This is a genomic window from Tannerella forsythia (assembly GCF_003860135.1).
Classification (GTDB): domain Bacteria; phylum Bacteroidota; class Bacteroidia; order Bacteroidales; family Tannerellaceae; genus Tannerella; species Tannerella forsythia_A.
In genome coordinates, this window is record NZ_RQYN01000009.1 from 30486 (window position 1) to 53577 (window position 23092).

18 protein-coding genes are annotated in these 23092 nt (G+C 48.5%); 6 read left to right on the forward strand and 12 right to left on the reverse strand.

The genetic code is table 11. The annotated features are described in order from the left end of the window. Positions 1-28: 28 nt before the first annotated feature. From EII41_RS03995 to EII41_RS04010, 4 genes are all read left to right on the forward strand, one after another. Positions 29-1549 (forward strand): DUF4301 family protein, encoded by a 1521-nt coding sequence (locus EII41_RS03995; RefSeq protein ID WP_124789521.1) that lies wholly within the window; start codon positions 29-31, stop codon positions 1547-1549. Between the two features lie 88 nt (positions 1550-1637). Beyond that, the gene (locus EII41_RS04000; protein WP_124789522.1) at positions 1638-2105 is read left to right on the forward strand and encodes a hypothetical protein; all 468 of its coding nucleotides are present in this window, start codon (positions 1638-1640) and stop codon (positions 2103-2105) included. A 4-nt stretch (positions 2106-2109) separates the two neighbouring features. After that, positions 2110-3543 carry a class I SAM-dependent RNA methyltransferase gene (locus EII41_RS04005; RefSeq protein WP_124789523.1) on the forward strand — a complete coding sequence of 478 codons (1434 nt, stop codon included), beginning with the start codon at positions 2110-2112 and terminating at the stop codon, positions 3541-3543. Between the two features lie 63 nt (positions 3544-3606). Next, complete coding sequence (locus EII41_RS04010) at positions 3607-5784, forward strand: S9 family peptidase (RefSeq protein WP_124789524.1); 2178 nt, start codon at positions 3607-3609, stop codon at positions 5782-5784. 468 nt (positions 5785-6252) lie between these two features. Here EII41_RS04010 and EII41_RS04015 read toward each other — a convergent pair whose 3' ends face one another. The 11 genes from EII41_RS04015 to tig all read right to left on the reverse strand — a co-directional run bounded on the left by EII41_RS04015 (position 6253) and on the right by tig (position 21072). Beyond that, a complete protein-coding gene (locus tag EII41_RS04015; RefSeq protein WP_124789525.1) occupies positions 6253-6846 on the reverse strand; it encodes a hypothetical protein in 594 nt (197 codons plus the stop codon). Between the two features lie 890 nt (positions 6847-7736). Then, the gene (gene mutL, locus EII41_RS04020) at positions 7737-9563 is read right to left on the reverse strand and encodes a DNA mismatch repair endonuclease MutL (RefSeq protein WP_124789526.1); all 1827 of its coding nucleotides are present in this window, start codon (positions 9561-9563) and stop codon (positions 7737-7739) included. Then, positions 9563-9871 (reverse strand): hypothetical protein, encoded by a 309-nt coding sequence (locus tag EII41_RS04025; protein ID WP_124789527.1) that lies wholly within the window; start codon positions 9869-9871, stop codon positions 9563-9565. Before EII41_RS04025 ends, mutL begins: the two co-directional genes overlap by 1 nt. Positions 9872-9888: 17 nt before the next feature. Then, the gene (locus tag EII41_RS04030; RefSeq protein ID WP_124789528.1) at positions 9889-11493 is read right to left on the reverse strand and encodes an OstA-like protein; all 1605 of its coding nucleotides are present in this window, start codon (positions 11491-11493) and stop codon (positions 9889-9891) included. Further along, positions 11490-12848, reverse strand: a complete 1359-nt coding sequence (locus tag EII41_RS04035; protein WP_124751955.1) for a peptidylprolyl isomerase — start codon at positions 12846-12848, stop codon at positions 11490-11492. The genes EII41_RS04030 and EII41_RS04035 overlap by 4 nt, the downstream gene beginning before the upstream one ends. Before the next feature lie 13 nt (positions 12849-12861). Continuing rightward, on the reverse strand, positions 12862-13731 hold the full coding sequence (locus EII41_RS04040; protein WP_260425472.1) for a peptidyl-prolyl cis-trans isomerase: 870 nt from the start codon (positions 13729-13731) through the stop codon (positions 12862-12864). A 23-nt stretch (positions 13732-13754) separates the two neighbouring features. Continuing rightward, complete coding sequence (locus EII41_RS04045; RefSeq protein WP_124789529.1) at positions 13755-15350, reverse strand: peptidylprolyl isomerase; 1596 nt, start codon at positions 15348-15350, stop codon at positions 13755-13757. A 37-nt stretch (positions 15351-15387) separates the two neighbouring features. Continuing rightward, positions 15388-17748: a DNA helicase RecQ gene (recQ, locus tag EII41_RS04050; RefSeq protein WP_260425473.1), complete on the reverse strand. Its 2361-nt coding sequence runs from the start codon at positions 17746-17748 to the stop codon at positions 15388-15390. A gap of 29 nt (positions 17749-17777) precedes the next feature. Continuing rightward, positions 17778-19007 (reverse strand): ATP-dependent Clp protease ATP-binding subunit ClpX, encoded by a 1230-nt coding sequence (clpX, locus tag EII41_RS04055; RefSeq protein ID WP_124789530.1) that lies wholly within the window; start codon positions 19005-19007, stop codon positions 17778-17780. Between the two features lie 16 nt (positions 19008-19023). Further along, positions 19024-19689: an ATP-dependent Clp endopeptidase proteolytic subunit ClpP gene (clpP, locus tag EII41_RS04060; protein WP_124751958.1), complete on the reverse strand. Its 666-nt coding sequence runs from the start codon at positions 19687-19689 to the stop codon at positions 19024-19026. A 21-nt stretch (positions 19690-19710) separates the two neighbouring features. Beyond that, entirely contained in the window at positions 19711-21072 is a 1362-nt protein-coding gene (gene tig / locus EII41_RS04065) for a trigger factor (RefSeq protein ID WP_124789531.1), read from the reverse strand. A 308-nt stretch (positions 21073-21380) separates the two neighbouring features. Here tig and EII41_RS04070 point away from each other — a divergent pair, with 308 nt between their 5' ends. Both EII41_RS04070 and EII41_RS04075 read left to right on the forward strand, forming a co-directional pair. Then, entirely contained in the window at positions 21381-21626 is a 246-nt protein-coding gene (locus tag EII41_RS04070) for an RNA recognition motif domain-containing protein (protein WP_124751960.1), read from the forward strand. Between the two features lie 92 nt (positions 21627-21718). Further along, the gene (locus EII41_RS04075; protein WP_185711823.1) at positions 21719-22609 is read left to right on the forward strand and encodes a CPBP family intramembrane glutamic endopeptidase; all 891 of its coding nucleotides are present in this window, start codon (positions 21719-21721) and stop codon (positions 22607-22609) included. 5 nt (positions 22610-22614) lie between these two features. On the opposite strand, the gene EII41_RS04080 is transcribed toward EII41_RS04075, so the two are convergent. Continuing rightward, positions 22615-23088: a hypothetical protein gene (locus tag EII41_RS04080; RefSeq protein ID WP_124789533.1), complete on the reverse strand. Its 474-nt coding sequence runs from the start codon at positions 23086-23088 to the stop codon at positions 22615-22617. Between the last annotated feature and the right edge of the window lie 4 nt (positions 23089-23092).

A 23092-nucleotide genomic window follows, 5' to 3' on the forward strand; every position in this document is an offset into this window, starting at 1 on the left:
GTGAGCGAATCATATAGCAAGAAGAAATATGTTAACATCTAATGACCTTCAGCTATTGGCTGAAAAGAAGATTACGGAAACCGGTTTACAGGAGCAACTGGATCGTTTTGTGAAGGGATTTCCATTTCTGGAGATCAAAGCATCGGCGTCGGTCGCGAAAGGAATCCGCGCGATATCGGACGAGGAGCGCCCAAAATACATCGACCGCTGGAAAACGTATCTGGCGCAGAATAAGAAAATAATCAAATTCGTGCCGGCTTCGGGGGCAGCCAGTCGCATGTTTAAAGACTTGTTCAGCTTCCTGTCGGCCTCGTACGAGGTTCCCACAACACCCTTTGAGAAGAAATTTTTCGACGAAATCGGGCGATTCGCCTTTTATCAATCACTCGATGCTTGTTGCCAACAAAACGAAGGGCAGGATATTCCATCGCTGCTGGTTGCGGGTCAATACAAGGCGATCGTCAGTAATCTGCTCGAAGAAAAAGGTCTGAATTACGGAGCACTGCCGAAAGGCTTGCTACAATTTCATACGTATGCGGACGGTGTGCGGACGGCGCTTGAAGAACATCTCGTCGAAGGAGCGCTATATGCGAAAAACCATGCAGGCGAGGTGAATATTCATCTGACCGTTTCGCCCGAACATCAGCCGTTGTTTGAGCAATTAGTCAAGGAAACGACGCCAGCTTACGAAAAAGCGTTCGGAGTGCGTTATTCGGTATCGTTCAGCACGCAGCAGTCCAGCACCGACACCGTGGCCGTGGATACGAAAAACGAGCTGTTCCGCGATGCCGACGGACAGCTTGTATTCCGTCCGGGAGGGCACGGGGCACTCATCGGCAATCTGAATGCGATGGATGCCGATATCGTATTTATCAAAAACATCGACAACGTAGTGCCCGACCATTTCAAAGACGCTACGGTCACGTACAAGCAGCTTTTGGCCGGAATACTCGTCGACCTGCAATCACGGATCGCCGACTACCTGAAACTGATCGACAGCGGCCGCTATACGCCGGAGCAGGTGACCGAGATGATCCGCTTCGTCGAAGATGAACTGTGCATCGAAAATCCGGAGCTGGAGTACCTCGAAGATGTCGAAGTGATTCTTTACATCAAACGGAAGTTACTGCGCCCGCTGCGCGTGTGCGGCATGGTGAAAAATGTGGGAGAACCGGGCGGAGGGCCTTTCTTTGCCGTCAACCCCGATAGGACTGTTTCGTTGCAGATTCTCGAAAGCTCACAGATTGACATGGAGAAACCCGAAGCTCGTCAATTCTTCGAGCAGGGAACGCACTTTAATCCGGTCGACCTTGTTTGCGCCCTGAAAAGCCCAGACGGAACGAAATACAACCTGCCGGATTTCGTCGACAAGAATACGGGTTTTATCTCGCAGAAGAGCAAAGACGGACGCGAGCTGAAAGCGCTTGAGCTACCGGGTTTGTGGAACGGCGCCATGAGCGATTGGAATACGGTATTTGTCGAAGTGCCGATCGAAACGTTCAATCCGGTCAAAACCGTCAACGACTTGCTGCGTCCGCAACATCAGTAAAGGCGGACGGGCAGTTTTTTTACGGGCAGCCGTATGGCTTTCAAACTTTTTATGTATGTTTGCAACACAAATTTTAAAATAAAGAACGATGAAAAAGATTGGGTTATTGATATGTGTGCTGGCCATGGCGCTTACCTCGTGCGAAGGTCCGATGGGCCCTCCCGGACCTCCGGGAGCATCGGGAGAAAAGCTGAACTGGAAAATCGTATATTATACGGTGAAGGCCGAAGACTGGAAACTCCTCGGGAAGCAAGATGCAATCGGCTCACATTTTATGTATGAGTTCAAGGAAAATGCCCTGACCAAAACGATTTATAAGGATGGCAAAATTGTCGGTTATCTGATACAGGACGAAGGAAAGAGTTCGGAAGTACAGACTCCGTTGCCTTATACCATCCCGCTGGGAAAAGAAGCGAACGGCAAAACGGAATTATGGTCTGAAATCTATACGTTCGATTTTATGCCCGGCTCCATTGCTTTCCACTTATTCTACAGTGATTTTTACACCGGAAATCCTCCGCCGACATGCACGTTCCGCATCGTCATGAACTGGTAAGACGATGACGGACGGATCATTCGAGATGATAGCCAAGACACTCTACGGGTTAGAGGATGTCTTGGCCGAAGAATTGACGGCGCTCGGCGCCGGGAACGTGCAGACGGGGCGACGCATGGTATCGTTCACGGGCGACAAAGCCATGCTCTATAAGGCGAACTTTCATTGTCGTACGGCGTTGCGTATTCTGGTGCCGATCGCGCGGTTTCGGGCGAACAACGCCGACACGGTATATCAGGAAGTGAAACGGATCGAATGGGAGAAGTATCTCTCACCCGAGAAGACATTTTCGGTCGATGCCGTAATCTATTCCGAAGACTTCCACCACTCCAAGTTTGTCGCTTACCGCACCAAAGACGCGATTGCCGACTACTTCAACGAGCGCGTGGGAGAACGGCCGTCGGTGCGTTTGAGCAACCCGGACCTGTGCATCAACATTCACATCTCACACAAAGATTGCACACTGTCCATCGACAGTTCGGGCGAGAGCCTTCACAAGCGCGGCTATCGAACGGCACAGGGCGAAGCGCCCCTCAACGAAGTGCTTGCCGCCGGTATGATCCTGAAAACAGGATGGCGTGGCGAGTCGCATTTCGTCGATCCCATGTGCGGATCGGGCACCCTGCTGATCGAAGCGACCATGATCGCCCTGAACATCGCCCCGGGTATCTACCGAAAGGGCTTTGCCTTTGAACGATGGCCGGATTTCGACCGCGACCTGTTCGACGAGATTTACAACGACGACTCCTCCGAACGCGAATTTTCGTTCAAATGCTACGGGTCGGATATCTCGCCGGTAACCGTCCAAAAAGCCGAAAAAAATATCCGGAGCGCGGGCCTGACGAAATACATCGAATTGCAAACGCTGCCTTTTCAACAATTCACCGAAGCGCCGCAGCCGGGCATCCTCATCACGAATCCGCCTTATGGCGAACGTATCACGCCCGATAATATCAGCGAATTGTACAGTATGATCGGCGAACGGCTGAAGCACGTATTCACCGGATACAGCGCATGGATACTCAGCTACAAAGACGAGTGTTTCGATCGTATCGGATTGCGTCCCAAACACAAAATAAAATTAAGGAACGGCGACCTCGAATGCGAGTACCGATGCTACGAACTGTTTGCCGGAACGAATAAAGCCTACAAGAAGGCTGAGGGCGAAAGAAAAAAGGCAGCGCCTCGGGCAATCGCCGAAAAGCAAAACCGAAAGGAAATGGCTTCGGGCAATTACCCGAAAGGTGAAAACAAAGTGAAACGGCCTTCGGGCGATTACCCGAAAGCAGAAAACAAATGGAAACGGTCTTCGGGCAGTTACCCGAAGGGAGAAAACAAACTGAAACAGCCTTCGGGCGGTTACCCGAAAGGTGAAAACAAAGTGAAACGGCCTTCGGGCAGTTACCCGAAGGGCTACCGAAATATCTCGGAGCCGTAAAAACCGTACAGCGACGTCAGAAAAAAGACGAACGACATGAACTCAATCAGAAAAAACAAACCGATGAAAAAGATTTACGTATTGCTTTGTCTCGCATTACTCGCAACGCAAATGAGCGCACAGGAAAAAACATTAACATTTCAAGACCTGATACCGGGGGGTAGAAACAACCATCGATTCGTGCCGAAAAACATCCGGCAACTTCAATGGTGCGGTGATTTTTATACGTATGTAAAAGGGGACAGCCTGCTGATGGCAAAACCGACAGACGGCTCGGAGCAAGTCGCTTTCACACGTGCCGCCCTAAGCGACCGGCTCATTGCAGCCGGTCTGCCCGAGATTTCGTCCATGCCGGCGTTCTTCGTGCCGGATGCTTCCGTGCCCGTGATCGCTTTCCAGTACAAAGGGAATCGGGTGCATTACGACCTGCGAAAAGGAGACATCGTAGCGAAGTATAAACCGGATCCGACAGGCAGCCGTTGGGAATATGACAAGGCGAACGGACGTATCGCGTTCACACGCGAAAATAATATCTGCATTCTTTCGCCCGACGGTACGACCGAGACGGTGACGAATGAGACGGATAAAGGCATTGTCTGCGGTACAGCCGTGCACCAAAACGAGTTCGGTATTTACAAAGGGCTCTTCTGGTCGCCCGAAGGTACGGCGTTGGCTTTCTACCGGATGGACGAAACCATGGTCGCGGATTATCCGATCGTACATGTCGATGCACGCATCGCCCGGGCCGAACCGTTCAAATATCCGATGGCCGGGATGAAGAGCCACGAAGTGACGGTCGGCGTCTATCATCTCTCCACGAAACAAACCGTTTGGCTGAAAACAGGTTTGCCGAAAGAGAAATTCTTGACAAACATCGCCTGGAGTCCCGACGCGAAAAGCATTTATCTGGCCGAACTGAACCGCGGACAAGATACCTGCCGACTGGTGCGCTACGACGCCCATACCGGACAACGTGAGGCGGAGCTTTTTGTCGAAACGAACGCACGTTACGTCGAGCCGCAAGCGCCGGTGCTCTTTCGTCCCGGCAACCCGCGTCAGTTCGTCTGGCAAAGTCAGCGCGACGGATTTAATCACCTCTATCTCTACGATACCGACGGTAAACTGCTCAAACAACTGACGTCGGGACGATGGCTCGTGAAAGAAGTCCTCGGTTTCGATGCCAAGGGAGAGAATCTGTTCTTTACCGCCACGGCACCGCGCGATGCTCATTCGCAGGAAGACGGCAGCGCGCTTGAAACCTACGCGTGGCGACTGCACGTGAAAACCGGCAAACGTGATTGCCTGACCGAAAAGAAAGGCATGCACAGTGTTTCAGCCAACGCGACATATACTTACCTGATCGACCGGGTTTCGTCGCCGGAGATACCGCGCGACATCGACCTCGTGCGCGTCAATGACCGACGGACAGTGAAATCCCTCCTGTCAGCCAAAAATCCTTTCGCAAGCTACGACATGCCGACGATCCGCACCGGCACGCTCACGGCGGCCGATGGTAAGACGCCGCTGCATTATCGCCTCGTAACGCCTCCGGGCATGGACGAGACGAAGAAGCACCCGGCCATTATCTACGTCTACGGAGGCCCTCACGCGCAGCTCGTCACCGGCGGATGGATGAACGGCGTCGGCGGTTGGGATCTTTATATGGCACGCCAAGGATACGTGATGCTGACGATCGACGGACGCGGATCGGCAAATCGCGGCTTCGAGTTCGAGAGCGTCATTCACCGGAACCTCGGCGAAGCGGAAATGGCCGACCAGATGAAAGGGGTCGAACTGCTCCGATCGTTACCCTATGTAGACCGCGAACGTCTCGGTGTACACGGCTGGAGCTACGGCGGATTCATGACGACCAACCTGATGCTGACGCATCCCGACGTGTTCAAAGCAGGTGTAGCCGGAGGCCCGGTGATCGACTGGCACCGCTACGAAATCATGTACGGTGAGCGGTATATGGATCATCCGAAAGAGAATCCCGAAGGATATGAGAAGGCGAACCTGCTACGCAAAGCCGGTAACTTAAAAGGACGTCTGCTGCTTATTCACGGCACCACCGACCCGGTTGTCGTTTGGCAACATAGCCAGCTCTTTCTGAAAGCCTGCATCGATGCCGGCACATTCCCCGACTACTTCGTCTACCCCGGTCATCCGCACAATGTCATCGGCAAAGACCGCCCGCATCTTTACGAAAAGATAACACGGTATTTCGAAGATCATCTTTAAAAGTGAATGATGAAGCCATTTCGGGCGTTTAGTTGTTGGTTGATTTGATTGTTTAGACAAAAATTCATCGTTGTCCGATAAAACTTTTTTCGCAAGATAAAAATAAGGGCTGATTCTACCTTCCGGAATCAGCCCTGTATCGTTGTTTCCTTGTCTCCAAACAAAACGCAAGCAACGATGAGTATAGAAATCCGCCTCTCCTCGGACGCATATTATTTGTGACTCCTAAAATCAGCTAATGCACAATCCACCGTAACATGGTCCTTAATATCTTGAAGAGACAGGGTTAACTTTTCTTTCCCTCCATAAGTGATCTCTTTAGATTAACCATACGCTAGTTCGAAGACCTCGACCACATCCCCGATCTGCCGTTGATCGGTTGATGTACCTGTCTCTTTCTCACACCCCGCTACGCCTAACAACAGAAGCAAAGCGCTTGTCCATAGACTTTACACCCTGCTCCTACTGTCATTTACTGTTTGAAGTTAAAATAAAGACCAGTTTATAATCTTCCACACGAGCTTCGGGCGATGCATATTTACAGAGGGAAGCCTTACCGATAAAGATTCTGAAAGCTCCTTGCTTTATCGGTGTACCTTCACCAAAAAGACTCCGGAAGCGATCAGAGTAATAGGAACGATCTTTGGCATTGGCCGGAGCGGCGTTGATTTCTTCGATTAAGCGAGTCATATCTTTTACCTCGTCTCCTTTTCCCGCGTAGGGTAATGCCCCGCAAGGTTTGGAAGAAACTTCGATCCGTTTTTTCTCATTGTTTATTTGCAGATAAGCATCGATTTTGACGGACGCGTATTCTTCGCGATTCTTAAAATCAGCTAATGCGCAATTCACCGTAACATGGTCCTTAATATCTTGAAGAGACAGGGTAAACTTTTCTTTCCCACCATAAGTGATCTCTTTAGATTGACCATACGCCAATTCGAAGACCTCGACCACATCCCCGATTTGCCGTTGATCGGTTGATGTACCGGTCTCTTTCTCACACCCCGCTACGCCTAACAGCAGAAGCAGGGTACTCATCCATACAATCCTTTTCTGTCTCATATTCTTCCGATTTTAAATGTTAATATTTCGTTTCGTGTTCCGGCTATTCTTTGTGTTACCTGCCCTATATGATGCAAAAAAGAGCAAAAACGTGGCATCGCGAAATGTTAAAATGACAAGAGAATGAAGAATCACGAATGACAAATTACGAACACAAGTAAGTGAAAAGTGAAAAACGAAGAGTGAAAAGTGGAGCAAAGTAGTCAAGTAGCAAAGTAGTTAAAGGTAGTCAGAGTAGTAAAGAATAACCATTGACAAATGACAATTGACAATTAATTTACGCTGACCGCTGAAAGAGCCCTGAAAGGGCGCGTTAATTCAGCCCAATGCGCAGCGTTGGGAAAAAACAGCACCCTCGGCAGAGGGCTGAAAGCCTGATATAACAATGGTTTTTGGTTTGATTATTTATCCGAATGCAAACGAAACTTGATCGTGAAAAGTGGAAAAACGAATAGTGAATAGTGAAAAGTGAAAAACGAATAGTGAAAAGTGAATAGTGAAAAGTGAAAAACGAATAGTGAAAAGTGACGGATGACCGACTGATCGCTAAATTATTTTTGGCGTTTATCAATCTCTATCCATTTTTATTCCCCGTATCGTTGATTATAATCAATCTCAGTTGTGATTCATCTCCCGCAAATTGTTTCTAACAAATCACAAGTGTGATTGATCTCCTGCAAATTGTTTCTAATAAATCACAAGTGTGATTTATCCCCCGCAAATTGTTTCTAATAAATCACAAGTGTGATTTATCTCCTACAAATTGATTGTAACAAATCACAAGTGTGATTGATCTCCCACAAATTGTTTCTAACAAATCACAAGTGTGATTCATTTGCCGCAAGGCGTTTTTCATCGATTCGCGCGAGGGATTGAGCGTCTTTGCACAGTCAGCTCCTGAAGCGCGAGGCAAGTTCGTCGTCCGTGAGGATAAAGAGGATCGGTTTTCCATCGGGCGTGAGGCGGTTCGATTCGGACGAGAACAGGGCGGCCATCATCGCTTCCATTTCTTCGACGGTGAGCGGTTTACCCGGACGTATGGCGGCCGACTGAGCCAGCGAGAGCGCAAGAGCTTCGGCCATCTCGTCGCCGATCGCGCCGCACAATTCGGCCGCACAATGGACGAGGTCTTTGAGCAGTTCGGCGGGATTGTTCTCTTCCACTCCGGCCGGAAGCGCCGTGATCGAGTAACTGTTGTTGCCCATCGGATTAAGGTCGAAGCCCAGCCGGCGCAAGTCGTCCATCAAGCTCGGAACCAAAGCGGCTTCGGCGGGTGTAAGCTCGACAAGCTCGGGGAAGAGCATCTGCTGTGAGGCCGCTTTCTGCTGTCTGACGTTGCGGATGTATTGATTGTACAGAATCCGCACATGCGCCCGATGTTGGTCGATCAGTACCAGCCCCGATTTCAGCGAAGTGATGATATAACGGTTCTTATACTGGAAGCAGGGAGAGGAAACGTCGGGGAAGAGCGTTTCCGACTTCGGCTCGCACGAAGGAATATCGGCCGTCAGTCCGCTCTCTTCCGAAGGGTCTCTGCGTCCTTTTTCGAAATCCTGATACAGCATTTCCCAATTTCGTTCGGGATAAGACGGCCGATGCGACGTCTGAAACGGATTGTATTTCGTATCGACCTGCACGACGGGGGGGCGGATACTTCCCTGCGTCGAAGGATTATATACCGGAATATCGATCGCGCCTTCGGTATCGAAGTCGATGCTCGGCACGGAATTCGATTTGCCCAGCGCTTCGCGCACGGCCGACGAAAGAATCTGCCAAATGGGCTGTTCGTTCTCGAACTTGATTTCCGTTTTGGTAGGATGGATATTCACGTCGATTTCGGACGGGTCTAACGTCATATAAATAAAATAATCCGGCCATTCGCCCGCCGGTATCAACGGCTCGTAAGCGTGCATGACGGCTTTGTGGAAATACGGATGCCGCATATATCGTCCGTTGACGAAGAAATAGTTCTGATACCCGCGCCGACGCACGGTATCCGTCCGTCCGATGAATCCTTCGATTTTCACGAGCGAAGTCGCGCTTTCGAGCGGGAGGAGTTTTTGATGGAAACTTTTTCCGAATACGTTCACGATGCGTTGGCGCAGCGCCGATGCCGGCAAGTTCATCACCTCCGCATCGTTGTGATAGAGCTTGAAAGCAATCTGCGGATGTACGAGTGCGACCCGCTCGAACTCGGTCATGATGTTGCGAAATTCCGTTTCGTTCGATTTGAGAAACTTACGGCGCACGGGCACATTGTAGAACAGGTTTTTAATCGAGAAAATCGCTCCTTCGATGCAGGCATCGGCTTCGATCGATTCGAGCACGGAGCCGGAAATCGAGAGCTTCGTCCCCAGCTCGGCGCCTCTTGCCCGCGTGCGCAGCTCGACTTGCGCCACCGCCGCAATCGAAGCCAGCGCCTCGCCGCGAAAACCCATCGTGCGCAAAGCATAGAGGTCTTTCGCATCCGAAATCTTCGAGGTAGCGTGACGCTCGAATGCCATGCGGGCATCGGTCTCCGACATACCTTTGCCGTTGTCTACCACCTGTACGAGCGTGCGTCCCGCGTCCTTGACATGGACGGTGATCTCCGTCGCTTCCGCGTCGACGGCGTTCTCCATCAATTCTTTTACGACCGAGGCAGGCCGCTGAATGACTTCGCCGGCTGCGATCTGGTTGGCAATGTGGTCGGGTAATAAATGAATGATGTCGCTCATTAACGAATGTAGAAGAACCAGTAAATGACGGCGAGAATGGCGAGGATAAGCAGTAAACGCATATTCTTGTAGATGCGGTCGCGCACGTCGTCGCCTTTTGCTTTGCTTCTCTTCAGGTGCGTCGTTCCTTCGACGAAACTGCCCCTGATGGCCTCTTTGTATTGCTCGTAATCGGTTTCTTCGACGCCCATTTCCATTTTTACCCGATGAATTCGCTTCTCGAGATTCTCCTTACGGGGATCCCAATAAATCGGTTTGTGCTCGAACTGCCGAGGCTTGCGCACGTTATAAAAAGAAAACATTCCCATGATTGTCCCTATCGATTTTATTCGGGTGCTAAATTACGAAATTTATCGCTTCGTTTCGGTATGTCCTGCGTTTTTCTTCGTATCGGCTTGTAAATGTCGTCTTTATCGAGAGGACGCATATAGTCGTACCAATAAAAATCTTTGAGCGTTTTCTGCTCGGAGTTGAGCTGCGGGATAGGCGTCAAGCTTCCTTGTGGCGACGGCCAGATAAGGAGCTTGTCGATTTTGTTTTCTTTCAGCCAGATGGTCATGTAACTGCTCTTCGTCTCGTTCATCCCCACCATGCTCCCGTCTTTTTCCAACGGATAGAAAATCGACTCGGCATTGCCGTCGATATGAATCTTACGGACCGACCGGCCCTCGAAGAAGGCTTTCAGGTCACTCCCCTTCAATTGATTGTAATACGAGGAATCGAGTTGCTGAATCGAAAACGCGAAACGGATCACATGCACATAGTCGACCGTCGTGTCTTTCATATACACGGCAATCGTATCGCCATACAACTGATACTCTCCGCTCCACAGTACGGGGTCGGTGTACATATATAACACCGAATCTTTCGTGCTGAACTGCATCGAGTCGCAGACTCCCTGCAAATCGACACGGAAGAAACGCACGCCGTGATACGCCTTGACGATGCGCGCCGTTGAATCGACCGTCATCATTTCGAACGTATCGGCGTGCATATACAACGTATCGCCCTGCGAATATTCGAGGCAGCGGGCGCTGTCGGTCGCGAACGCGTATTCGTTCTTCTCGTCGTAAAATCCGTACTGCCCTTCGAAAATAATTTTCTGCGCCGTGTCCTGCAGGAAGATATTGCCGAACGCCTCGCCGAAGCCGACCTCCCGCTTATAGGAGATTGAGTCGCCCGTCAGCAGACGATTACCGGAGACGATTTGCGAACGGTCTAAAAGCAGCGCGGTATTCTCGACCGTGTTGTACCAGCCTTTCGAAGTGTAGATATTGCCGCTGTCCGACACGATAACCGACGGCCCCAGAATCGTCGCGATCTTCGTTTCCGTGCTGTATTGCAAGGTGTCGGAATATAACGTAAACTTTTCGTTCTGAAGTCGCACGCTATCGTTAAAGACAGCGATCTTCGTGCCCGGAGAATATTGTCCGTAGAAAGAGGACAATTCGTTCTGAGCGTCTACAATCGTTCCGCCCTCGAAATAATAACCGATATTGGCGGCGCGGTCGTAGTTCAGGCTGTCGGTAAAAAGCGTTACGACCGAGCTGTCGGCCTGAACATTTTCCATGCGCACGTTTTCGCGCATCTTGGCCAATTGTATATTCCCGTCGTAAAAAAGGTAATCTCCGTACACGAACAGCGTATCGCCCTGTTCCATCCGTACCGACCCGAACGCTTCCAACGAACTGCTTTGCTCGTAGAAGTAAGCGCTGTCGCAATACATATACGAACTGTCATGACGAAAACTGACATTACCGCTCAAGACCTGCCGGTCGGCGTTCACCTCTTTGTCGAACAACTGCACATCGGCATGTTCCAGATAAACTTTCGTTTTTTTCGGAACGGACTTCTCCGGTTGCTGCGCGGCAAGCAAAAGACAGAAAAGCAACAGAGAATTCAGCAAGAGGTATCTGCCGGCGGTCTTCATTCTTTAATCCAGCCCGGATAACGGAAGTCGCAGTTACGCCATCCTTCGGCAATCCGCACGTATGTGGTCTTCTGTTGCTTGATGATCCAGTCTTTCAGCAAGTCTTCACGCTTACGGTTTTCGACGAGCGTTTTCAATACCTGATAATCGTCGGTGATGTTGGCGCGATGACTCTCGGTACGCGATTTGAGCTTAACGATGGCAATCACCTCTTTCTGTTTGTCCGTAAGCATCCGGAAAGGTTTGGAGATTTCTCCCACCTTCATTCCATAGACCACCTTGCTGACGTCCTGCGGCAACTCCTGCATCTCGAATTTCGGGGTTCCGGAATGACTGCTCTCATAATTCTGGTTCACCATCAAACCTTTGTTGTTACGGGTGTCCTTGTCGAACGAAAGATACGTGGCCGCCTCTTCGAACGTCAGCTTATTGCTCTGGATGTCGGTATAAAGCGAATCCATACGGGCGGTTGCTTCGTTCAACTCCTTGTCCGATACCCTCGGGCGCAGCAGAATATGCCGGCAATTGATACGGTCGCCTCGTTTCTCGATCAGCTGGATGATATGATAGCCGTATTCTGTTTCAACAATGTTCGAAACACGCTTCGGATCGGAGAGGTTAAATGCCACGTTAGCAAATTCGGGCAGCAGGCTTGTCTTGCCCAGAAAACCCATCTCGCCCCCGCGGGAAGCCGATCCGGGGTCTTCGGAATACAGACGCGCCAACGTCGAAAATTCCATCTTTCCGTTGTTGACCTGCTCGGTGAATTCGCGCAAACGTGCCTTGATGGCATCCGTTTCTTCGAAAGGTATTTTAGGCTCCATCGTGATAATCTGTACTTCGACGGTCGTGGGGATCATCGGCAGACTGTCTTCCGGGATATGCTGAAAATAACGGCGCACATCCGATGGAGTGAGTTTGATTCTTCCGACCAGTTTCTTTTGCATCTCCTGCACAATCTGCTGCTCCCGTATCATCGCCTTCCGCTCTTCCTTGATTTGCGACAGCTTCTTGTTGAAGTACTCCTCCAACTTCTCCTGCCCAATCTGATTGATGGCCATGTTGACCCACTGGTCGACGGCACGGATCACCTGACTCTCGCTCACATCCACACTGTCTATTTTGGCCTGATTCAAATAGAGCTTCTGGATCGCAATCTGTTCCGGGATAATACAGTAAGGATCGCCGTCGAAGCGTTGTCCTTCGTTCTGCATATACAGCCGCTGAGACTCTACGTCCGAAAGGAGTATGGCCTCGTCGCCCACCACCCAGACAATCTCATCTATCACGTTCTTCTGTCCGTAAGCCATGCCCAAATGACAGGCCAACAAGAAGCATATCCAACTTTTTTTCATCTTACTCTGTATTTTATGGTTTTGCGTTATAAAAGATGACGTCTCCTTTTCGTACGGCATCACGGTAAAGCTCTTCTTCGAAATTCCGTAGAAATTCGACTTTGCGTTTGTTGATCATCACCTCTTCGATCTGAGGTTGCGCATATTCATACGGTGCCACATGACCCGCCAGCAGATATTCGGATATATTGAGGAAATAACAATATGTGCTGTCGGTAAATTCAAAGGATCGGTTTGTTTTTAGGAACTGTGTCTTATCCGATATGCGAGCCGGTATTTTAGCCAGCGCTTCATCCAAGTCGACCCAATGGTCGTAAAAATAGTCATAAATAGAAGCATTTTGGATGCTGTATTTCTCGATATTCTCAACGGCGTCCAATTTCTCCGACTTATACCATTTTCGTACGTTTTCCAAGCCGGGCGCATCGACCGGTACCTTGATAAAAAGTCCTTTGATCAAATGTTTATCCAAGGTGAATTTCCGGGCGTTCTCGTCGTAATACATTCGTTTGTCGCTCTCTTGAATTTCGGCAGAGAGTTTCGTATGTATCATCCCTTCGAGATAACGATGCCGAAGTAATGCCCGACGATATTCTTCGACGAGGCGATTCACTTCCGCCTCGTCTCTGCCCAAATTGTCTTCGGCGACTTCGTAAATCAATATGTCCGTGATCCACTTCTTGATGTAGTTTTCGGCCATCAGTAAACTGTCGGCCGGCGTGCTCCCCAGCGGGATGATCTTCTCTACTTCACTGCGGGTCAACGAAAGTCCATCTACTTGTACGAGGATGTCTGCATCTTCCCTCATGCCCGAAGGACGACAGGCCCCGAGGATATAAACTCCGGCCCACAGACACCACAGGTACAACATCTTTCGTTTCATCGCACAGCCTCCTTCCCCAAAGATTACGGAATATACTTTTTCAGGTTTTTCAACACCTTCCAATTGATTTTCACGTCATATTTACCGTTCAGCTCTTTGATCCATTCTTCTTCGAGGCGAGCCTGCTCTTCAATCGGTTTGCTCCAAACCCGCTCGTTACTGATTTCAAACAGCAGAATGCCGTCACGATACTCTTTCAACAGCTGTTGAAATTCCGGATGATCTCCGTTCAGGCTTCTCCGTCCCAACTCGTTGATGATATCACGAACAAAAAGACGGTATACCTCGTTCATAAAATCGCCCGAATACGTTTTCGTAGAGAACGGGTAACGACGAAGATATTCGGCGAACTCCTTTTGCGGGAAATCCATATTATTCATGTGCATCAGCACTTTGTCCATTTTGCTGGCACGGTTATAAAACGCTGTATCGGTAGGGAAATAGTCATCGCACAAACGTTGCAGTTCGTCGTATGCTTCCTGATTCAGTTTATAACCCAACTTCTTCTTTTCGCGCTCGTCATAGCTGTAAAAGAGTTCAAAGTTGTAATCGCCCCGTCTCATCGTCGTATAATATGCCTCTTGCACTTCTTCATAAGGCGCTTGAGGTTTCTTGCCCAGCAACTTAATGATATGATAACCGTAACGCGTTTTAACCGGCTCGGAGATATCGTTGACTTCCTTCAACGCAAACGCGGCTTGCTCAAAAGGTTTAACCATTTCACCCAATCCGAAGTAAGGTATGGCCCCTCCCGTAGCATGCGTTCTTCCGTCAATGGAATAAGTAAAAACCAAATCCTCAAACTTCTCTCCGCTCTTCGCTTTCTCGTAAACCTCTTTGGCCTTTTGAGCGTAAACGAGAGTGTCGAATGCTTCGCCTGTTAGTTGATCGGGACCGACTAAGATATGTGCCACACGGACTTTACCCGGATTCGGAATCTTCCGGTCGATACGGATAATATGGAAGCCTAACGGCGTACGCACGGGTTCAGAGATATCTCCTACATTCATACGGAATACAGCGTTTTCGAATGCTTTCATCGTTTGCAGCGGAAAGAGATATTCGATTTGTTCGTAAACAACCGAATCCTTGTTGGGGGCTTCAATTAATTCTTTTCCTACTTTATCGAAATCTTCTCCGTTACGAATACGGTCATACGCTGCTTTTGCTCGTTGATAAACCGGCACCGTATCTTTGGATACCGTCTGTCCTGGCAACGGAAAGAAAATATGTGTAAGGGTCGGAATCTCTTTACTCCTGTTATATATCTGGCGAATCGCTAAAGCCTCACCGGGTTTATCCGAGAGGAAACTGGCCCGTAACTGTGATTCATAATTTGTCAACTCTTCCTGAAAGGCTCTCGTTTGGTCTATGCCCGCTGCCTCAGCATCCGCCACTTTCAGCTTGAAGTTCTTAAATAACGTCACATAGTTTTCCAGAGATTTTTTATTCGTCAAATCTACCCCACTGTCTTTCTGTGCGATAAAAAGGAATTCCGATAATGGAATGTCTTTTCCTGCGATCGTCATCACGGTAGGATCTTCAGCCGCTTTTTTCTGCGCAAATGTCGGCATACATATCGCCGCGGCTAACGCGGTACATAAAATAATCTTCTTCATTACCTTTTCTTTATTTTATGATGTTTGTTGTCATGTTTTAATTGGCCATTTCGGAAAGGAATTTAATACGGATCAGGCGAATCTCCTCTTCCGTATAATCGCTTCCCAACTCTTCGATCGCTTCTTCCAGATCATCGGTATTCGCCTCTTTGAAATACTCGTAGATTTCATCAATATGATCCTCGTCCATCGCTTCATCGATAAAATAGTCGATATTGATCCGTGTACCCGAATATACAATCGATTCGATTTCATCCAACAGTTCATTGAATTCCAATCCTTTCGAGACGGCAATATCATCAAGAGCGACCTTCCGGTCGATACTCTGAACAATCCAGACTTTTAGCTTCGACTTATTCGCAACCGTGCGCACGCGCATGTCTTCGGGACGTTCAATCTCATTCTCGTCGACGTACTTTTTGATGAGTGCTACAAATTCCGTCCCGTACCGTTTCGCTTTTCCGGCACCTACACCCGGAATATTCTGCAATTCATCTAACGTAACGGGATAAGTCGTCGCCATCGCTTCCAATGACGGATCCTGAAAGATGACGAACGGAGGCACATCCAACTGCTTCGATAATTTTTTTCGCAAATCTTTCATGATCGAGAACAAGGCCGGGTCTACGGCACTCGACCCTCCCCCGCGCAGAGCGGTTTCCGGAGTATCGTCTTCTTCAAATTCATTGTCTTTAACGATCTTAAACGAAACAGGATGTTTCATATAGCCTCTTCCTTGTGGTGTAATCTTCAGCAGTCCGTAATTCTCGATATCTTTGGCAAGATAACCGGCAATCTGAGCTTGACGGATTACGGCATTCCATGTCTTTTCGTCTTCATCCTGACCGGCACCGAACAACTCCAGCTCGTTTTGTTTATACGACAAAATATCCGCCGTCTCATTCCCCAACAAGAAGCTGATCACATAATCCGTCTTATATTTTTCTTTTAACGAATCGACAGCTTCCAGAACGGTGAGCAATAATTCTTTGGCCTCCATCAGTGTTTTCGGATCGAGACAATTATCGCAGCAACCGCAATTTTCTTCCATATATTCTTCTCCAAAATAATGTAACAATACTTTACGACGGCATACAGCCGTTTCGGCATAAGCTGCCGTTTCGAGCAATAACTGCTTGCCGATCTCCTGTTCTACGATCGGCTTGCCTTGCAAGAATTTTTCTAACTTCTGCAAGTCTTTGTTCGCATAAAAAGCGACACATTGTCCCTCACCTCCGTCACGACCGGCACGTCCCGTTTCCTGATAATACCCTTCGAGGCTCTTCGGGATATCGTAGTGTATCACATAGCGCACATCGGGCTTATCGATTCCCATACCGAAAGCGATCGTAGCCACAATCACGTCCGTTTCTTCCATCAGAAAAGCATCCTGATTGGCCGAGCGTTGCTGCGAATCCATACCGGCATGATAAGGAAGGGCTTTGATGCCGTTTGCACACAGGATATCGGCAAACTCTTCGACTTTTTTACGACTCAGGCAGTAGATAATACCGGATTTGCCTTCGTTCGCCTTGATGTATTTGATGATTTCGCGATCGATATCCTTCCCTTTCGGACGTACTTCGTAGTACAGATTAGCCCGGTTAAATGAGGATTTGAACACCTTCGCCTCCGTCATCCCGAGGTTCTTCTGGATATCGTGTTGCACTTTCGGAGTAGCCGTAGCTGTCAGTGCAATCAAAGGACGCTTCCCGATCTCATTGATAATGGGACGAATCCGACGGTATTCCGGACGAAAATCATGTCCCCACTCCGAAATACAATGCGCTTCGTCTACCGCATAAAATGATATTTTAACTTGACGCAAAAATCCGATATTTTCTTCTTTGGTCAGCGATTCGGGGGCTACATAGAGCAACTTCGTCTTACCGGACAAAATATCCTGCTTGACCTGTTCGATGGCTGCGCGATTCAAGGAAGAATTGATAAAATGAGCTACTCCGTCTTCCTCGCTGAAGTTGCGCATGGCATCCACCTGATTCTTCATCAAAGCGATCAGAGGCGAGATCACTAAGGCCGTCCCTTCCATAATCAGCGACGGCAACTGATAGCAAAGCGACTTTCCACCACCGGTCGGCATCAGCACAAATGTATCTTTTCCGGCTAATACATTTTCGATAATTTCTTTCTGGTTGCCTTTAAACGAAGAGAATCCGAAATGAAATTGCAGCGCCTCCGCTAAATCAACACCAGCAAGATTTTTCTTCGTCCGAGCCGTAGAGACTTTTTTAGTAGTTCGCACAGCCGCTTCGCCCGACTTTTTTTTGTCCGACTTGGCCGCCGATGTCTTCTTCTCTACAGATTTACTTTTCTCTGCCGACGTTTTTTTCTTTTTTACTTTCGATTCGTCCTCCGTGATGTCTTTTTTCTTTGCCATATTTACTTTTGTACGATATTCCGATAGCTTTATGCCCTTTGCAAACGGCTGACATCTGTCTTTTCGAACTGCTCTTTCGCATAATTCAAAGAGACAGCCAGTTTCTTCCTGTTCTGGGAAGGCATTTGATACATGGCATCCATCATGATAGCTTCCACGATGGAACGCAGACCACGTGCCCCCAGTTTAAATTCAATGGCTTTATCGACCACATATTCATAGACTGCCTCATCAAAGGAGAGTTTGATACCGTCCATTTCGAACAGTTTAACATACTGCTTGATGATAGAGTTCTTCGGTTCGGTTAAAATCTGTCGCAGAGCCGACCGGTCTAATGGCTCCAAATACGTCAGGATCGGCAGACGACCGATAATTTCCGGAATCATGCCGAACGATTTCAAGTCGGTTGGGGTGATATATTGCATCAAATTGTTCCGGTCAACGACTGCCGTTTCTCTGCTGGCTGCGTAGCCAACCACACGTGTATTAAGCCGCTGTGCGATCTTTTTTTCGATACCGTCGAAAGCTCCTCCGCAAATAAACAGGATATTGCGGGTATCTACGGCAATCATGCGCTGTTCGGGATGCTTGCGTCCTCCCTGCGGCGGGACATTCACAATCGATCCTTCCAGCAGTTTCAGCAAGCCTTGCTGTACCCCTTCGCCGCTGACATCGCGTGTAATCGACGGGTTGTCGCTCTTGCGGGCAATCTTGTCAATCTCGTCGATAAAGACAATTCCACGTTGAGCCGCCTCTACATTATAGTCGGCCGCCTGCAACAGACGCGTCAGGATACTTTCGATATCCTCTCCGACATAGCCGGCTTCGGTGAGGACAGTGGCATCGACAATACAAAACGGCACATGCAGTTTGCGAGCGACCGTACGTGCCAGCAATGTTTTTCCCGTTCCTGTCGCACCCACCATGATGATATTCGATTTTTCAATCTCCACATCGTCCGGAGTCACTTTCTGCATCAGTCGCTTATAATGGTTATAGACAGCCACCGAAAGGTAACGTTTGGCCGGATCCTGACCGATTACATATTGATCGAGGAACGCTTTTAGTTCCTGAGGTTTAGGCACCTCCTCTCCTTTAGGCATAAACCCTTGACTTTTCGGTTTTGCTTCGCGTACAATGTCGTATGCCTGCATAACGCAGTCGTCGCAGATTGCGCCGGTCAGACCGGTAATCAACAACGTAGCGTCTCTGCGGCTTTTCCCGCAGAAAGAACAAGAGCCGTCTATTGTCTTTGCCATATTGCTTTTCCGTTGTTTATTTACGCGTCATAATTTCGTCAACCATGCCGTACTCCTGCGCTTCCTGCGCGTTCATCCAGTAATCACGATCACTATCGCGGGAAATCACGTCGTATGGTTTACCCGAATGTTCGGAGATGATGCGATAGAGCTCATCTTTTACCCTCAAGACTTCACGAACGGCGATCTCCATGTCCGAAGCTTGTCCCTGGACTCCACTGAGCGGTTGATGAATCAGCACGCGCGAGTGTGGCAGACAATAACGTTTCCCTTTCGCACCGGCTACGAGCAACACCGATGCCATCGATGCGGCAATCCCCGTGCAGATCGTTGTCACCTGACTGCCGATAAACTGCATCGTATCATAAATCCCTAATCCGGCATACACCGAGCCACCAGGTGAATTGATATAAATCGAAATATCTTTGCCCGGATCGCTCGAGTCCAAATAAAGCAACTGGGCTTGTATCACGTTAGCCGTATAATCGTCGATCTGTGTACCCAGAAAAATGATACGATCCATCATCAGACGTGAGAAAACATCCATCTGAGCAACGTTCAACTGTCGCTCTTCGATGATAGTAGGCGAGATATAGCTGCTCGAGATATTCATATAGCTCTCAAGCGCAGTAGTACTCATCCCCAGATGCTTGGTTGCATATTTCTTAAATTCGTTTCCCATTCGTGTCTTTTTCTATTTTATTTATTTCTGTTTTTCTGTCAGCAGTTTTTCAAACTCGTCGAGCGAGACGGTCTTCGTCTCTACCTTAACCTGCTCTTTGAGCCATTCCGCAAGCTTCTCGTCAATTACACGATCAACCAGATTTCTTACGGTTTCTTCTTTCTTCATCATATCTTTGGCATAGTTGTCAAGCACATCGTCAGGCACGGAGAGCATGCCGTACTGCGCAAACTGCGCCTGAGCGACCCGTTTAGCGAGCGACTCGATATCAGCGTCCTCCACTTTAATATCATGGGCGCGTACAAGTTGTTCTTTTGCCAGATGCGCTTTCAGATCTTCTACCACATGCGGATAATCCTTCTCTACCATCTCCGGCGTATTCTTCTCGTCCGATTTGAGCAACCAGCGCTTCAGGATATCGTCGGCAAAGGTTACGTCAGCCGTCTTCTTCAACATCAAAGCACGTACATCGGCAAAAAACTTATAATCGCTCTGCGGACGGAACTGCTCTTGCAATGACTCTTTCACCCGATCACGAAACTCAGCTTCACTCTTTACGACACCTTCGCCGAAAATCTTGTCGAACAGCTCCTGATTCAAGTCGGAAGGTTTATGACGTGTGATTTCTTTGATCTCGAAACGAAAATCGCGGGTAATCCCCGCCACTTCTTCTTTCTTCACTTTCAAGAAGGATGCGATCTCTGCTTCGGCCCCTTCGTATGCCTTGTTCGGATTGAAAACAACCTTGTCGTTCAGTTTAGCTCCAAGGAATTTATTGCGCTCTCCTTCATCTTTGATGTACTTCGGCATGAGCATGGCCTCTTCGACCCAAATACCGCCGGGCAATTGCTCGCCATCTTCCATCTCTACCACTGTACCTTTTACAAGGTCTGTCTCCTCAACATCCTCCACACTATCATACGAGCCGAAACTTCTCCGGTACGAGTCAACTTGTTTATCTATCAAAACATCGTCCACCTCTACCTCATACCGCGTTAACTTATCGCGTTTCGTCAATTTAATATCGAGCGTAGGCGCCAATGCAATGTCAAACCGAAACTCAAAGCTTTCCTGCGTCTCGAAGTCAATCGTCGGATGATCGGTGCATGGCACAGGCTGTCCGAGAACGGCTATGTTATTCTCACGAATATAATTAAACAGACTCTCTGAAGCGATCCGGTTAATTTCTTCGGCCAATACGTATTTGCCATACATTTTTTTAATCATGCCCAACGGGACCATCCCTTTCCGGAAACCCGGCATATTGGCTTTCTGACGATACTGACGCAAGCTCTTCTCGATCTGCGCTTCGTAATCTTTCTTTTCTATCGCTACTGTTACAACGCCACTGACGGAGTCGTTGCTTTTTAATGAAACATTCATTCCGTTCTGTTTAATATTTAACCTTTTAAATCTGTTTTTTCTTTTATGCAGGGTGCAAAATTAGACTTATAATTTTAATCTCGCAAATATAAAACATGCAATAAACAATAATTTTCGCTATAAAACACTTGTTTATTCCGATTTTATCTGTTTCTTTGCGGCGTGGAAGGAGTGATTATACTTTCGAACGTACTTAACAATCGGTTTTTATCTCTGTCAGTTGCTGATGATTTATTTTTCATTGTTTTGAACTTCCGGTTTTCTTACACTTTTCATTAGTAACGACGAGTATTTTTAATTTTATATTTATGAACATTTACATTGGAAACCTGAACTATCGTGTTCGGGAGAATGAGTTACAACAACGATTGGAAGAGTACGGTGCGGTAGATTCCGTCAAGGTAATCAAAGACCGTGAAACAGGCCGATCGAAAGGTTATGCTTTTGCCGAAATGCCGAATGCAGCTGATGCGCAGCGGGCAATCTCGGAGATGAACGAGACGGAATTTGAAGGCCGTCAGATGGTCGTTAAAGAAGCGCTTCCGAGAGTCTGAGTTATTACTCCTCTTTGAACGAATGAATGGATAACTTCCGTTGCTCGTCGAAAAGACGGGGGCGGAAGTTATTTTTTTATACTTTTGTATCGATGAAAGGGATTTTTGCCGATCGAGGGGCCGGATTTCAGGCCGGTGTGTTGCTCATCACCATGATGGTCGGATATCTGCTTGCCTCCTTGTTTTATGCAAGTATCCTGTTGATAATGGGAGAAGATGACAAAACACATCTGCCGCCGGGCATCCTGTTAGAGATGCAGTTCGTTGGCTCCGTCACAGCCTTCTTGATACCGGCACTTGTTACGGCCTTTCTTTGCAGCGACGATCCCCGTCGTTTTCTGCACATAAAAAGCATCCCCAACATACGTATTTGGTATCTGGTGGGCGGTATGACCATGCTCTTGTTACCGTTCGTTTCGCTCATCAGCATCTTGAACGCGCAGATGGAATTACCTGATGCGCTTGCCCCCATCGAAAACCGCATGCGCGAGACACAGCAAGCAGCCGACGCCCTCGTGCGGCAGATGCTTTCCGGCTCCAACACATTATTGCCATTCAGCCTATTGGTGATGGCCGTAGGAGCCAGCGTAACGGAAGAATTCTTTTTCCGTGGGACTCTCTTCTCTCTCCTGCGAAAGAAAATCAGCAATCCTCATGTGCTAATCTGGATTGTCGCCGCACTCTTCAGCGCCCTCCATTTCCAGTTTTACGGATTTCTGCCACGTATGCTGCTTGGTGCATACCTTGGTTATCTGATCTACTGGTGTCGCAGCATCTGGATGCCTGTCTTCGCCCACATCATAAACAACGCGTTTGCCATCATTGGCATATCCGGCGGCGGAAAATCGGAAAACACTCTTACGCCGGATGTTTCGCCCGAGAGAGTTCGGATGTTGGCCATCAGCTCTATCGTGGGACTTGCCTTATTCGTCGTCTTGACGATACGAATGAAACGCCTGCTACGAAAGCAGAGAGAAACGTAATGTTTCTATGGTTTTCCCCCATGCCGTCCTCCATGCACATGTCCTCGTTCCTGCATAAATTCACGCATAAACCGGGCTTCCGCTTCCTGATATTTATATAACTTCTCCACCGACAGTATCTGCTTGAATTTCTCGTGGTATTCTTTTTCCAGTTCGGCTTCTTTCAACCGTGTTTCGGTCGTGCAATCGACCAGCTTCTGCTGCTCTTCTTCCGTCAGCCCTTCTTTCGAACGACTCTTGCGCGCTAATTTCCGGCAATCCCGTCCAATCTCGAACTTCTTTCGTTGCATTTCATTCTCGATCGGGATGAAAGCCGCGGCTTCATCGGCTGTCAATCCGGCTGATGTCGTAATATACGCATTTCGTTTCGCCATAAAAGCCTCACGATCAAACTTCCCTTTGTCATGCTGCGCTATAACCGTAGAAAAAGCACCTGCTACAGCGATCATAATCAATATAAAAAATATACGCTTCTTCATATTT